The 12,753-nt window shown below is 72.8% G+C and carries 12 protein-coding genes; 6 read left to right on the top strand and 6 right to left on the bottom strand.

Translation table 11 applies throughout. The annotated features are described in order from the left end of the window. Nucleotides 1-41 precede the first annotated feature (41 nt). Nucleotides 42-551, bottom strand: a complete 510-nt coding sequence (locus CBQ26_RS07075) for a MarR family winged helix-turn-helix transcriptional regulator (protein ID WP_088247832.1) — start codon at nt 549-551, stop codon at nt 42-44. 93 nt (nt 552-644) lie between these two features. Continuing rightward, a complete protein-coding gene (locus tag CBQ26_RS07070) occupies nt 645-1,922 on the bottom strand; it encodes an aspartate aminotransferase type Ic (protein WP_088247831.1) in 1,278 nt (425 codons plus the stop codon). A 214-nt stretch (nt 1,923-2,136) separates the two neighbouring features. Here CBQ26_RS07070 and CBQ26_RS07065 point away from each other — a divergent pair, with 214 nt between their 5' ends. After that, nucleotides 2,137-2,685, top strand: a complete 549-nt coding sequence (locus CBQ26_RS07065) for a LabA-like NYN domain-containing protein (protein ID WP_088247830.1) — start codon at nt 2,137-2,139, stop codon at nt 2,683-2,685. 31 nt (nt 2,686-2,716) lie between these two features. Beyond that, a complete protein-coding gene (queA, locus tag CBQ26_RS07060; RefSeq protein ID WP_088247829.1) occupies nt 2,717-3,847 on the top strand; it encodes a tRNA preQ1(34) S-adenosylmethionine ribosyltransferase-isomerase QueA in 1,131 nt (376 codons plus the stop codon). Here queA and CBQ26_RS07055 read toward each other — a convergent pair. Together CBQ26_RS07055 and CBQ26_RS07050 are read right to left on the bottom strand one after the other, a co-directional pair. Beyond that, nucleotides 3,787-4,866, bottom strand: a complete 1,080-nt coding sequence (locus tag CBQ26_RS07055) for a GNAT family N-acetyltransferase (protein WP_191299522.1) — start codon at nt 4,864-4,866, stop codon at nt 3,787-3,789. The genes queA and CBQ26_RS07055 overlap by 61 nt on opposite strands. Nucleotides 4,867-5,147: 281 nt before the next feature. Then, nucleotides 5,148-5,576, bottom strand: a complete 429-nt coding sequence (locus CBQ26_RS07050) for a hypothetical protein (protein ID WP_088247828.1) — start codon at nt 5,574-5,576, stop codon at nt 5,148-5,150. Between the two features lie 131 nt (nt 5,577-5,707). Here CBQ26_RS07050 and recO point away from each other — a divergent pair, with 131 nt between their 5' ends. After that, a complete protein-coding gene (gene recO, locus CBQ26_RS07045; protein ID WP_088247827.1) occupies nt 5,708-6,445 on the top strand; it encodes a DNA repair protein RecO in 738 nt (245 codons plus the stop codon). Nucleotides 6,446-6,507: 62 nt separating this feature from the next. On the opposite strand, the gene CBQ26_RS07040 is transcribed toward recO, so the two are convergent. Both CBQ26_RS07040 and CBQ26_RS07035 read right to left on the bottom strand, forming a co-directional pair. Beyond that, on the bottom strand, nt 6,508-7,257 hold the full coding sequence (locus CBQ26_RS07040; protein WP_088247826.1) for a 16S rRNA (uracil(1498)-N(3))-methyltransferase: 750 nt from the start codon (nt 7,255-7,257) through the stop codon (nt 6,508-6,510). Continuing rightward, a complete protein-coding gene (locus tag CBQ26_RS07035) occupies nt 7,254-8,063 on the bottom strand; it encodes a 50S ribosomal protein L11 methyltransferase (RefSeq protein WP_088247825.1) in 810 nt (269 codons plus the stop codon). The genes CBQ26_RS07040 and CBQ26_RS07035 overlap by 4 nt, the downstream gene beginning before the upstream one ends. Before the next feature lie 147 nt (nt 8,064-8,210). Here CBQ26_RS07035 and CBQ26_RS22200 point away from each other — a divergent pair, with 147 nt between their 5' ends. The 3 genes from CBQ26_RS22200 (at nt 8,211) to CBQ26_RS07020 (ending at nt 12,575) form a co-directional block, all read left to right on the top strand. Beyond that, nucleotides 8,211-10,484 (top strand): HD-GYP domain-containing protein, encoded by a 2,274-nt coding sequence (locus CBQ26_RS22200; protein WP_229844038.1) that lies wholly within the window; start codon nt 8,211-8,213, stop codon nt 10,482-10,484. Nucleotides 10,485-10,596: 112 nt separating this feature from the next. Continuing rightward, nucleotides 10,597-11,388: a pyrroline-5-carboxylate reductase gene (proC, locus tag CBQ26_RS07025; protein ID WP_088247824.1), complete on the top strand. Its 792-nt coding sequence runs from the start codon at nt 10,597-10,599 to the stop codon at nt 11,386-11,388. A 173-nt stretch (nt 11,389-11,561) separates the two neighbouring features. Further along, nucleotides 11,562-12,575, top strand: coding sequence for a LacI family DNA-binding transcriptional regulator (locus CBQ26_RS07020; protein WP_088247823.1), 1,014 nt, complete (start codon nt 11,562-11,564; stop codon nt 12,573-12,575). Nucleotides 12,576-12,753: the final 178 nt, after the last annotated feature.

Below are 12,753 nucleotides of genomic sequence, written 5' to 3'. Positions count from 1 at the left end.
TTCCCGGTCCCTCCCTGCCCCGCGACCAGCTCCAGCTCCGGTCAGGCGCTGCTGCGCGCCCCCCGGCGCCTGCCCGCCCCGACCGGCTCGGCCTGCTCCCGTTCCCTCAGTGCCAGCCCCAGCTTCTTCGACAGGCGGGTCAGCTGATCACGCTCCTCGCCCGTCAGGACCGAGAACACCTCGCGGATGCCCGACACGTGCTGCGGCAACACCCGCCCGATCAGCGCCTCGCCGTCCGGGGTCAGCGACACCCGCATGATCCGGCGGTCCACCTCGTCCCGGTCGCGGCGCACCAGACCGTCGCGTTCCAGGTTGTCGATCACCATGGTCAGGTTCCCGCTCGACCGCAGGATCTTCTCGGCCAGTTCCCGCTGACTCAGCGGCCCCAGGTGGTACAGCGCCTCGATCACCCCGAACTGGCTGATGGTCAGGTTGTGCGCGGCCAGGTGCCGGTTGGAGGCGACCTCCACGGCGTGAGACGCGCGCCACAGTTTCACGTAGGCGTCCAACGCCGCTCGGTCCTCGGGTGAGCCAGCGTAACGGTTCGGCATAAGCTCCATGGTCGCCGCGCGCCTTCATGAAGTCAAGTAAACGCCCCCGGTCGCGTGTGGACCGGGGCGGCGCGTTCAGGGCTGCTGGTCGCGTCAGCCGCGCGCGCGGTACTCCTCGGTCGCCAGCCGCACGCAGGCGGCCACGGCGCGCATCGCCACGTAGACTTCCTCGACCGGCGGGCGGGTCGGCGCGAGGCGGATGTTGCTGTTGTGCGGGTCCTTCCCGCCGGGGTACGTGGCGCCCGCCGGGGTCAGGCTCACGCCCACCGCGTCGGCCAGGGCCACCACGCGGTCCGCGACCGGCTCGGCCGTATCGAGGCTGATGAAGTACCCGCCGCGCGGATTCTTCCAGCTGGCGAACGTGCCGTCCGTGCCGAGCTCCTCGCTCAGGACCTCGTTCACCGCGCGGAACTTCGGTTCGATCAGCGCCGCGTGTGCCGCCATCAGGCCCTCCAGCCCGCCGGGGTAATCACGCAGGAACTTCACGTGCCGCGCCTGTTCGACCTTGTTCGGGCCGATGCTCTGCGCGTTCAGGTACTTCGAGAGCCACTTCACGTTGTCCTCGCTGCTGCCCAGGAAGCCCAGGCCCGCCCCGGCGAACGTGACCTTGCTGGTGCTGGCGAACACGAACGCCCGGTCCGGGAAGCCCCCGTCACGGGACAGCGCCACGAGATTCACCGGCCGGTCCTGCGCGGCCGGGTCCGGCGACAGGTGATGCACGCGGTACGCGTCGTCCGCGAAGATCGTGAAGTCCTGCGCAGCGGCCTTCAGCGAGGTCAGGCGGCGGGCCTTCTCGGCGCTGATGGTCTCGCCGCCGGGATTCGAGTACGTCGGCACGAACAGCACGCCCTTCACGGACGGATCGGCCGCCGCGAGCCGCTCGATGGCGTCCACGTCCGGCCCGTCGGCCTGCATGTCCACGGTCAGCAGCTCGAAGCCCAGCGTCTCCAGCAGCAGGAAGTGCCGGTCGTAGCCGGGCACCGTCACGATCATCTTCGGCGACTGCCCCGCCCAGGGCTGCCCGCCGCGCAGGCCGTGCAGCAGCGCGAACGTCAGCACGTAGCCCTGGAGTTCCAGGCTGGCGTTGTTCCACACGATCATGTTCTCGGGCTTCAGGTCCAAGTACGCGCCGAACAGCGCCCGCGCGGACGGCAGGCCCGCCACGCCGCCGGGGTAGTTGCGCAGGTCCAGGCCGTCCATGTGCGTGTCGTTCTCGCCCAGCGCGCCCAGCAGGCCGTTACTCAGGTCGAAGTCCGCGTCGGCGGGCTGCCCGCGCTGCATGTTCAGCTTCAGGCCCTGCGCCCGCACCGCCTCGTACGCCGCGCGCGCCCGCTCCAGTCCCGTTCCCGTGCTCACCGTGTCGCTCGTCATGCCCACAGGGTAACGGCCCGCGCGGGCGCGGATGCCCCCCTTGTGCGGTCAGCCCCGCCGGTCGCGTGAGCGGGGCAGGCGGGTGTTACACTTCTGGCGCCCGGCCCCCGCGCCGAGCGTTCCTCTTTTGCGTCTTTTCCCTTTTGCCTTCCGTCGCCCGGCCCTTTCCTTTCCCGCCCCACCCCACTGAGCCCCGCCCAACAGGAGAACTTCAATGCAGTACATCGTCCACCGTCCGCGCGTCGGGGTGTTCATCGACACCCAGAACCTCTACCACTCGGCCCGCGACCTGCTGGAACGCACCGTGAACTTCGAGACGATCCTGAACGTCGCCACGCACGACCGCGAACTCGTGCACGCCATCAGTTACACCGTGGAACGCGAGAACGAGGCGACCGCCCGCCCGTTCATCTACAAACTGTCCACGCTGGGCTTCAAGGTGCGCCGCATGAACCTCACGCTGCACCACGTCACGGACGGCGGCAAGGCCATCTACGAGGGCAACTGGGACATGGGCATCGTGGCCGACATGGTCCGCATGATGGACCACATGGACGTTATCGTGCTGGGCAGCGGCGACGGCGACTACACCGACATCGTCGAGGTGCTTCAGGAACGCGGCAAGCGCGTGGAGGTCATCGCGTTCCGCGAGCACACCGCGCAGAAACTCATCGACGCCGCCGACCGCTTCACGCACCTGCCCGACATCGAGGGCGGCCTGATGCCCGCCCGCACGCCCAAGGCCAGCAAGACCGAGGAGTAAGGCCGTGCCAGACGCACCGCAGCCCGGCGGCATGTCGCCCGTCACCACCCTCAGCGCCGAACAGGCCGCGCACGCCGACGCGACCCTGGCCCGCCTGAACTTCGACCTGCCGCCCGAACGCATCGCGCAGACCGGCGCGGAACCCCGCGACACCTCCCGCCTGATGCTCGTGGGGCAGACCGTCACGCACCACATCTTCCGGGACCTGCCGGGCCTGCTGCGCCCCGGCGACCTGCTGGTCTTCAACGAGAGCCGCGTCATCCCGGCGCGCGTCATGGCCCGCAAACCCGTGGACGCCGCCGGCCACGGAGGCGGACAGGTGGAAGTCCTGCTGCTGCGCGAGGAGGACCTGCCGGACCTGAGCGCCCACCACGGCCCACACCTGTGGAGCGCGTACCTGAAACCCGCCCGCCGTGCCGGGAACGAACTGTGGCTCGGCGACGGCGAGCACCGCCAGCGCGCCCGCGTGGTCGGGCAACTGGAGGACGGCGCCCGCATCCTGGCCTTCGACCACGACATCAAACCCCACCTGGACGACATCGGCCGCCTGCCGCTGCCGCCGTACATCGACCCCGGCAGCAGCGACGACACGTGGCGGGAACGCTACCAGACCGTGTACGCCCGCGCGCCCGGCAGCGTGGCCGCCCCCACCGCCGGCCTGCACTTCACGCCGGACCTGCTCGCCGCGCTGGACGCCGCCGGGGTGGAACGCACCACCGTCACCCTGCACGTCGGGGCCGGGACCTTCAAACCCGTCACCGGCCCGGTCGCCGAGCACACCATGCACGCCGAACGCTACTCCGTGACCCCCGAGGCGGCGCAGGCCATCAACCACGCCCGCGCCGCCGGACGGCGCGTCATCGCGGTCGGCACCACCACCGTCCGCACCCTGGAAAGCGCCTGGGACGGCACGCAGGTCCGCGCGGGCGAGGGCGACACCCGCATCTTCATCACGCCCGGCACGCCCGTGAACGTCCCGGACCTGCTGATCACCAACCTGCACCTGCCCGGCAGCACCCTGCTGCTGCTCGTGACCGCCTTCGCCGGAGAGGACCGCATTCAGGCCGCGTACGACGCCGCTCTGCACGGCGACTACCGCTTCTACTCGCTGGGCGACGCCATGCTGCTCACGAACGCGCGCGCCGCCTCGCCTGCCGACTGACCACCCTCCACGGACCGCCGCAGGGTGAGCATGGCCGCCTCGCGCGTGAAACCCAGGCGCTCGTTGATGGCCAGCATGGGCGCGTTCCCGGTGTGGTTGCCGGTGTGCGAGTGCGTGAAACCGCGTGCCAGGGCCGCGCGGGCTGCCGCGAGTTTCAGCGCGAGGCCCAGGCCGTGGCCGCGCCACTCGCGGCGCACGCCGGTCAGGCCGTTGTGCAGGTGGCCCGGCTGGGCCGGCAGCGTCTGCGCCAGCTGACTGGTCCCCACCCACGCGCCGTCCGGGGCGACGGCGATCATCAGGCCGCGCGGGTCCAGTTCACGCTGCGGCATCCGCATCCGCCAGATTTCGAACGGCCAGACCTGCACGGGCGTCGCGCTGGGCACGTCGGTCAGCAGGGTGCGGATCAGGTCGTAGTGCTCGCGCGGGTGCGTGTCCCAGGGGTCCGCGCCGGGGGCAGTCAGGTCCGCCAGCGACACGATCCGCACGCCACCCGCCAGGGCGCGTGCCTCCTCGGCAGCGAACGCCGCGAAATCCAGGGTGCGCAGGTCCAGGACGCTGCTCCACATGCGGTCGTGTTCCGCCCAGCCACGCCGCAGCAGGTACCCGGCCTCCCACCAGCCCTCGCGCAGGCGCGTGACGGCCACCCGCGCGCCCGCCGCGCGCAGCACCTCCAGGCCGTACTCGACCAGTGCGTCGGCCAGCGCGGAGCGCCGGTACTCCGGGTGCAGCGTGACCGTCAGGTCCAGCCACCCGTCGTGGTTGTCCATGCCCGGCACGCCCGTCTGCACTGCCCCGACCAGCGCGCCGCCCAGGAACGCCCCGCGCTGCGAGTGATGCTCGCCCGGCAGTCGCCCCGCCGCCAGCCGCTCCAGATTCACGGCGTCCGTCGGTTTCTCCGGGTGCGCCAGCGTCAGCAGCGCCGCGTACTCGGCGGTTCCCAGATCCTGGAACGACAGGTCACGCAGCGACGGGTCGGCAGGGGTGTCCTGCATGGAGGGCAGCCGGGTGGGATCGGTCATGGAGCGCAGCAGATCACACGCCCGCGCCCCGCGCATCCGCAATTCAGCTCATCGATGGTGCAGACAGGTTCATGACTTCCGGGCAGACCAGCGATGAACACGCCATGTTTACTCCTCTCCCTTGAGAGGGGAGGCTGGAAGGGGGTGAGCAGGCATGGCGTGACAGAAGACGTGTTCCATGCTTGTCCCCTCTGCCGCTTGAAAGTGTCCGCACCATTGCCCATACGGACTTGAAGGGGCTGTAAAGCCAGCCGGGTCCGGGCAAACAAACGGAGTCCGTATCAGTGGTCGCCGGGACCGATCGGTTCGATGGGGAAGATGCGCTCTGCCAGGGATTCCAGGCCGCGTGTACCCGCGCGTTTCTGGCAGCCCTCGGTGGCGGTGCAGAGCGTCACGTAGCGCGTGCGGCGCGCGCCCACCTGCACGCGGTACAGCGCGGCCTCGCTGCGGCTGCGGGTGTAGTGGCACAGGTCGCAGTGCAGCGCGCCGCGCGTCTTCGGGTCCAGTGGCGTGAACTCGGCCAGCTGCTCGCCATGCACCAGCGCCAGCCGGCCGTCCGCGACCGGGTACAGGCCCAGAGTGGGCGGGGCGGAGCGGGCGGCGTCCTGCTCGCCGAACAGTTCGCGGTGCGTTTCGGGGAACAGCTCCCGCAGCAGGTCCCTGACGTCGTGCGCCCGCGCGGGCGCTCCCTTCCGGTGCGGGTCGTTCATTCCGTCCAGTGTAGGCGCCGACGCCGCCCAGCAAAGTGGAAACGGGCACAGGGCCGCCGTGGGCGGCAGGGTAGACTGGAGGCTGTGACCTGCCTCCCGCCCCGTTCCTCCCGCCCCGGCCGGCCGCGCCCTTGAGGTCCCGCACCGCCAACCGCAGCGGCGTCGTCATCCGCCGCCGCGTGACGCCCGCCGGGGACATCCTGCTGTCGCTGCTGACCCCGCAGGGCAAGCTGAAGGCCGTGGCGCGCGGCGGGGTGCGCGGTCCCCTGGCCAGCCGCCTGAACCTGTTTCACCACGTTCACGTGCAGGTGTACCAGGGGCCGCACAACGACCTCGCCAGCGTGCAGCAGGCGGTGCTGGAGGGTGCACTGCCCACCCTGGCGCAGCCGGAACGCTACGCCTTCGCGCACCTGATGGCCGAATTCGCCGACGCGCTGTTCCAGGAAGGCGAGTTCAGCGAGCAGGCCTTCGACCTGTTCGCGGGCGCGCTGCGCGGCGTGGCGCACCAGCCGGACCCGGAATGGGTGGCGCTGGTCATGAGTTACAAACTGCTGGCCCTGGCCGGGTTCGTCCCGCAGACCGCCCACTGCGCCCGCTGCCGCGCCCCCGAGCCGGCGCACCCGGACCCGCTGGGGGGGCAGCTGCTGTGCCGTGACTGCGCGGCGCTGCCCGCCTACCCGCCGGACTCGCTGGACTTCCTGCGGGGCGTGGTCCGCCGCACCGTGCGTGCCAGCATGGACGCGCCGTTGCCCGCCGCGCAGCGGCCCGCGCTGTGGCGGGCGCTGGAACGCTTCGTGACTGTGCAGATCGGAAACGTGCAGTCCTGGCGGCAACTCGTCCCGCATGCGCAGGCGGCGGCCACGCCGTAACGGCCGACCCCCTCCGGCACGACACCCCTCCTCGCTGCAAATCTGTCGCTGCAGGCCCGTTTCTACAACCCCAGTGCGGCGATGGCGCCCAGCAGCGCGACCGGGGCCGTCTCGGCCCGCAGGATGCGCGGTCCCAGCGTCACGGCGTGCGCGCCGCCCGCCACCAGCCGCGCGACCTCGGTGTCGGTCAGGCCGCCCTCGGGGCCGGTGATCAGGGTCACGGGCGCCGACCAGTCGAGCACGTCGGTCAGGCGGGTGTTCGAACCGGGCTGCGCGACGAACACCTGCCCGGTCAGCGGTACGCTGCCCAGCGGCACGGGCGCCAGCACGGGCGGAATCACGTTGCGGCGCGACTGCTTGGCGGCCTCCTGCGCCACGCGGTTCAGGCGGTCGAGTTTCTGCGCGCCGATCTCGCGGGCGTCCGCGCGCGCCGTGACGGTCAGTTGCACGGCGCTCACGCCCAGTTCAGTGGCGGCCCGCACCACGTCGCTCAGCTTGTCGCCCTTGAGCAGCGCGGCGGCCAGGGTGACCGGCTGCGGCGTTTCCAGGTGCGTCTCGATGGCCTCGCCCAGGTGCAGCGTGGCGCGGGCTTCCTCCAGCTCGGTCAGGGTGGCGAGCGCCTCGGTGCCCTGACCGTCGAACACCCGCAGGGCGTCCCCGGCGCGCAGCCGCAGGACGTGCAGGTGCCGCGCCTCGCCCGGCCCCAGCGTCATGACCGCCGACAGGGCCGGCACCCGCACCCGGTGGCGCGGCAGATCGGCACGCGGCTGGTCGGCACGGGGCAGATCGGCGCGGGGCTGGTCGGGCCTCATGCGCTGCGGGCGGTCACGAGCGCCCAGTCGCCGTCCGTGCGGACCTGCACGTCCGTGAAGCCCTCGCGGTCCAGGGCGTCCTGCACCAGCGGCAGCTTGCTGACCAGGATGCCGGTCAGGATCAGCGGCCCGCCCGCGCGCAGGTGCCCCACGTACGCGCCCACGAGCAGGTCGTGCAGTTCCGCGTACAGGTTCGCGACCAGCACGTCGAACACGCCGTCCGTGACCACGTCGCCCGGCAGGTCGTCGCCCAGCGTGCCCACCATGAACGCCGCGCGGCCCTCCGGCACGCCGTTCTGCCCGGCGTTCTCGGTGGCGATCGGAATGGTGACCGGGTCGATATCCACGCCCAGCGCGTAACGGGCGTCCAGCAGCGCCGCCGCGATGGCCAGCACGCCGCTGCCGGTGCCCACGTCCAGCACCGTCTGCCCGGCCAGATCCAGCGCCGAGAGCGCCTCGACGGCCATGCGGGTCGTCGCGTGATGCCCGGTCCCGAAGGCCATGCCCGGCTCAATGATCAGCGGCACCTGCCCAGCCGGCACCTCAGCGCGCAGCCACGGCGGCACGATGGTCACGCGCCCGGCCTGCACGGGCCGCAGGTTCGCCTTGAACTCCGCCTGCCAGTCCTGGTCGGCCTCGTCGCGCCACTCGCCGTCGCTGATGTCGGCCGGCAGGTCGGTCTGCCCGTCGAAGTACGCGCGGATCAGGCCGGCGCGTTCCTCCAGGCCGGTCGCGCCGGCCTCCCACAGCAGGTCGAGGTGAGCCTCGCGCGTTTCGAACGTTCCGGGAAGGTGGTAGACCAGCATCCCCACAGTCTACCGCGCGGCCCGCGCACCCCGGAACCCGCGCACCTCCGAAGCCGCGCACCCCCGAAGCCGCGCACCCGGCACCTTCCACCGGGTCCGGTCCTGGCTTTACACTGCCGGTCAGCGCACCCCCGGAGGAAGAAGCCCATGGCCCGCAGGACCGCCCCCCCCACGACCCCACCGGTCCCGGATCATTCCGGCGCCGGGCCGGAACACCTGCTGCTGACGCTGCGGCCCGGCCGGGGCGTGCCGCCCGACACCTGCGGTTCGCCCGCCGCGCACCGCGCCGCCCTGCCTTGGCTGGCCCAGCTGGGCACGCTGGACCTTCACCGCGCCGCCTGGGGAGAGCCCGTGACACTGACGCGGCCCCGCCACCGCGCCGTCCGGCTGCCCGGCGCGCACCGGCAGGCGCCGTCCGCGACGGTGCAGGGGACCGTGCCGGGGGGGGCGCTGCTGCGCCTGGACTGGTCCGGCCAGCCGGCCGCCGGACGCAACGGCCCAGCCCTGCTCGCGGCCGGTCCGGCCCTGCACGCGCCGCGGCCCGCCGACCTGCCGGCCGAACTGCTGCCCTGCCTGACCCTCCCGCCGGCGCAGGCGCTGGCCGCCGCCGCCCCGTTCCTGAGGCGGGCCGGCGTGCTGCGCGCGCAACTCAGCGACGGCGAGGAACTGACCGACCTGCCCCTGGCCGACTGGCCCCTGACCGACCCATCCGTGACCGACGGCCCCCTGACCGGTCTGCACGCGGCGGCCCCGCACGCCCTGAACATCGGCCCGCCGCACGCCACGCTGGGCCGCCTGTGGCTGGCCGCTCCCCCTGGCCCGGACGCCCACGCCGCCGCGCAGGCCATGTCCGTCACGGCGCGCGCCGCCGCCCGGCAGCTCGAACTGGCCCGCGCCGCCCGCGTGGCCCGCCTGAGCCTGGACCTCCAGGGGGCCGCGCAGGCCCTGCGTGACGGTCACGCCCTGCCCGAGGAAGCCCTGCAGGCCGCGCAACGCCTGATCCGCGCGCGCGGCGCGGCCCTGCTGACCCGGCGCGGCGCCCTGATCCAGACCGGCACGCTGGACGCCGCCGCCCTGCGCCGCGCCGCCCGCAGCCTCCACCTGAGCCTGCACCTGACGCGCCGCCCGGACAGCCGCCCCCCGCCCGCCCCGGCGCTGCTGGACCTGGGACGGTGGACGCTGCTGATCCCGCTGACGTCCCCCGAGGCGGCCGGGGGTGCGTGGGCGTTCCAGCTGGACGCGTGCGCGCCCCCCTGGCTGAGCGACCCGGACGACCTGATCTGGGACACGCTGCGCCGCGCGGCCCGCGACCCCGTCCACGCGACCGGTCCGCGCGGCCTGGAACGGCGGCAGGAGGGCGGCGTGACGCTCTCGCCGACGCTGCTGAGCGTGCTGGGCAGCTTGGGTGACAGCCAGATTCCCAGCCAGATCGCCGGGCGCGGCCTGGGCCACCTGACCGGCGACGGCGGCGCGGTGGGCGGCGCGTACCTGACGGCTCCGGGCAGTGCCGGCGTGGCCGACACCGGCCGGGATCTGGCGGCATCGGCCGGGACGGTGACGGCGCTGCGCGAGGCGCACCTGCAGGCCGAACTGTGGCGCGCGGCCGGGCAGGGCGAGTCGCGGCAGCTCACGCTGGCCGGCCCGGCGCCGGCGTTCCTGAGTGTCAGTCCCGTGCAGGTCGGCGGTCAGGCGACCGGCGTGCTGGCGCTGCTGCACGACGCGCCGCCGCCGCCCGCCACGCTGCCGCTGTTGAGCGTGCTGGCGGCGCAGGTGGGCAAGGCCAGCGAGCAGCAGCGGGTCCTGCGGGACCTCGCGCAGGTGCGCGAGCAGACCTTCCGGGTGCTGGGGCGCGTGCTGGAGTACCGCAGTTTCGAGACCAAGGGCCACACCGACCGCGTGACCACGCTGGCCCTGCGGCTGGGGCAGGCGCTGGACCTGCCGAGCACGCAGCTGGCGCACCTGCGCTGGGGCGCGTACCTGCACGACCTGGGCAAGATCGCCATCGCGGACGACGTGCTGCACAAGCGGGGCGCCCTGACCGCCCCCGAGTGGCGCTGGATGCGGCGGCACGTCACGATCGGCGAGACGCTGCTGCGCGAGCAGGGCCTCGTGCCGCCCGAGGTGCTGCAGATCGTCCGGCACCACCACGAACGCTGGGACGGCACCGGCTACCCCGACGGGCTGGGTGGGCGTGACATTCCGCTGCTGGCGCGCCTGTTCGCGGTCGTGGACGTGTTCGACGCCCTGAGCAGCGAGCGGCCCTACAAGGCCCCCTGGTCCCGCTCCGAGACGCTGCGCGAGCTCCGGCGCGTGGCCGGCACGCACCTCGACCCGGATCTGGTCGACACGTTCCTGACCATGCTGGAATCGGCCGCGTGGGACGCCCCGCCCGCCGGCCCCTTCGACCCGGCCCTGCACTGACCGCCCGGCCCTGCACTGGGGGTCCTGCGCTGACGGTGGCCCGGTGTCTCTGCCTGCACATCTGCCGGGTGGCGCGCGCGTGCGTGGCGGGGCCGCACCTATACTGGCCCGCATGAAACTCGTGATCGTCGGTGTGGGAAAGCTGGGGCTGGCCCTGCTCGAAGGCGTGGTGGCGCGCGGCGTGATGCCGGCCTCCGAGATCGGCCTGCTGGACCTGAACACCGCCCGCTGCGAGGAGATCGCCGAGCGGACCGGGGCGCGCGTCGTGACGGCCGCGCAACTGCCGGGTGCCGAACGGGTCCTGATCAGCCTGCAACCCCGCGTGTTCCCGGAAGCGGCCGAGTGGCTGGCGCAGGAGAACACCGGGTACATCAGCACCATGGCCGGCGTGAGCGTCGCGGCCCTGACCCGCCGCCTGGGAACGAGGCGGGTGGTGCGGGTCATGCCGAACCTCGCGGCGACCATCGGGCGCAGCCAGACGGCCATCACGGGGCCGCGCGAGGCGACCGACGCGGGCGACCTCGCGTTCGCGCGGCACCTGTTCACGGCGGTCGGGGACGCCTACGAGCTGCCCGAGCACCTGTTCAACAGCTTCACCGGCATGAGCGCCAGCGGCCCGGCCTACGTGGCCGTGGTCGCCGAGGCGCTGGCCGACGGGGGCGTGCGCATGGGCCTGCCGCGCCCGCTGGCGAACGAACTGGCCGCCAAGCTGCTCGTCTCGACCGGCGAGCTGCTGCAGCTGCGGGCGCATCCCGCGATGCTCAAGGACGAGGTCGCCAGTCCCGGCGGCACGACCATCGCGGGACTGGCGGCGCTGGAATCGGCGGGCGTGCGCGGCGGGCTGATCGAGGCGGTCGTGCAGGCGACCCGCCGGGGCACCGACCTGGGCCGCGACCAGGAGTGATGAGGACGGCGGCCGGGGGGCGTGCACTGCTGCCCGCCCCTCCCGCCAACCGGGCGGGGCAGAGGCATGGAATCTGAAAGCGCTTTCAGGTACAGTGCGGGTATGTTCCAAGTGACCGTGCCCGCCCACGCACGCCGCTGCGCCCACCCGACCGCGCGGCAGGCCCACGCCGCATGAACCGCGCCGTCACCCTCAGCGAGGTCGCCCGAGAGGCCGGCGTGTCCCCCAGCACCGTCTCACGCATCCTGAACGGCACCGCCCGCGTCAACGACACCAAGGCCCGGCAGGTCCGCCTCGCCATCGAGAAACTCGGGTACACGCCCAACACCTTCGCCCGCAGCCTCGCCACCGGCGCGTCCGGCAGCATCGGCGTCCTGACCCCGGACATCGCCAGTCCCTTCTACAACGACGCCCTGAGCGGCATCGAACGCGGCCTGATGGGCAGCGGCTACTCCCCGATCATCATCAGCGGCCACTGGCGCACCGACGAGGAAGAACACGCCGTCGCGCTGCTGCTCAACCGCCGCGTGGAAGGCATGATCATCCTGGGCGGCCAGATGCCCGACCACGACCTGCACGCCCTGGCCGCCCGCCTCCCGATCGGCGTGCTGGGCCGCACCATCGACCTCGGCGCGCATGGCGGCGCGTCGCTCGCCATGGACAACCGGCAGTCCGCCCGCGACCTCGTGAACTACCTGATCGGGCGCGGCCACCGCGTGATCGGCCACATCAGCGGCCCCTCGGACCACGCCGACGCCCGCGAACGCCTGGACGGCTACCGCGACGCCCTGGAGGAACGCGGCCTGCGTTTCGACCCCACCCTGGTCGTGCAGGGCGACTTTCAGGAACCCAGCGGCCTGATCGGCATGCAGCGCCTGTTGCAGAGCCACTCGAACATGACGGCGGTGTTCGTGGCGAACGACCAGATGGCCTACGGCGCACGTCTCGCGCTGTACCGCCTGGGCCTGCGCGTTCCCGACGACATGTCGCTGGTGGGTTTCGACGACCTGCCCGGCTCGTCGTACACCATGCCGCCCCTCACCTCGGTCCGGCAGCCCATGGGCGAGATGGGGCAGTGGCTGGCCCGGTACATCCTGTCGCGCCTGCGCGGCGAGACCATCGAACCCTTCGAGCCGCGCCAGGAACTGATGCTGCGCGAATCCGTCGCCAGCCGCCGCAGCCGCTGACGGCACCCCCGCCTGGGGGGCGTGTGTGCGGAGGTCCCAGGAGCCTGTCTTCCGGGGCCTCCGCACGGTCGTCTGTGGCGCCGCCGGTCGGTGGCATGATACGGACTCCGATTGAATGGGCTGCAAAACCCGCCCGGTCCGAGCGGATGCGACTCGGAGAGCTGCCCCGCAGAGAAGG

This window comes from Deinococcus indicus, assembly GCF_002198095.1.
GTDB lineage: Bacteria > Deinococcota > Deinococci > Deinococcales > Deinococcaceae > Deinococcus > Deinococcus caeni.
This window is presented reverse-complemented; position numbering and strand designations above follow the sequence as displayed.

Bases quoted from the DNA above. Each gene is read 5' to 3' on its own strand.
- CBQ26_RS07075 (WP_088247832.1), bottom strand. From the start codon at position 551: ATGCCGAACCGTTACGCTGGCTCACCCGAGGACCGAGCGGCGTTGGAC.
- CBQ26_RS07070 (WP_088247831.1), bottom strand. From the start codon at position 1,922: ATGACGAGCGACACGGTGAGCACGGGAACGGGACTGGAGCGGGCGCGC.
- CBQ26_RS07065 (WP_088247830.1), top strand. From the start codon at position 2,137: ATGCAGTACATCGTCCACCGTCCGCGCGTCGGGGTGTTCATCGACACC.
- queA (WP_088247829.1), top strand. From the start codon at position 2,717: ATGTCGCCCGTCACCACCCTCAGCGCCGAACAGGCCGCGCACGCCGAC.
- CBQ26_RS07055 (WP_191299522.1), bottom strand. From the start codon at position 4,866: ATGACCGATCCCACCCGGCTGCCCTCCATGCAGGACACCCCTGCCGAC.
- CBQ26_RS07050 (WP_088247828.1), bottom strand. From the start codon at position 5,576: ATGAACGACCCGCACCGGAAGGGAGCGCCCGCGCGGGCGCACGACGTC.
- CBQ26_RS07040 (WP_088247826.1), bottom strand. From the start codon at position 7,257: ATGAGGCCCGACCAGCCCCGCGCCGATCTGCCCCGTGCCGACCAGCCG.
- CBQ26_RS07035 (WP_088247825.1), bottom strand. From the start codon at position 8,063: ATGCTGGTCTACCACCTTCCCGGAACGTTCGAAACGCGCGAGGCTCAC.
- CBQ26_RS22200 (WP_229844038.1), top strand. From the start codon at position 8,211: ATGGCCCGCAGGACCGCCCCCCCCACGACCCCACCGGTCCCGGATCAT.
- proC (WP_088247824.1), top strand. From the start codon at position 10,597: ATGAAACTCGTGATCGTCGGTGTGGGAAAGCTGGGGCTGGCCCTGCTC.
- CBQ26_RS07020 (WP_088247823.1), top strand. From the start codon at position 11,562: ATGAACCGCGCCGTCACCCTCAGCGAGGTCGCCCGAGAGGCCGGCGTG.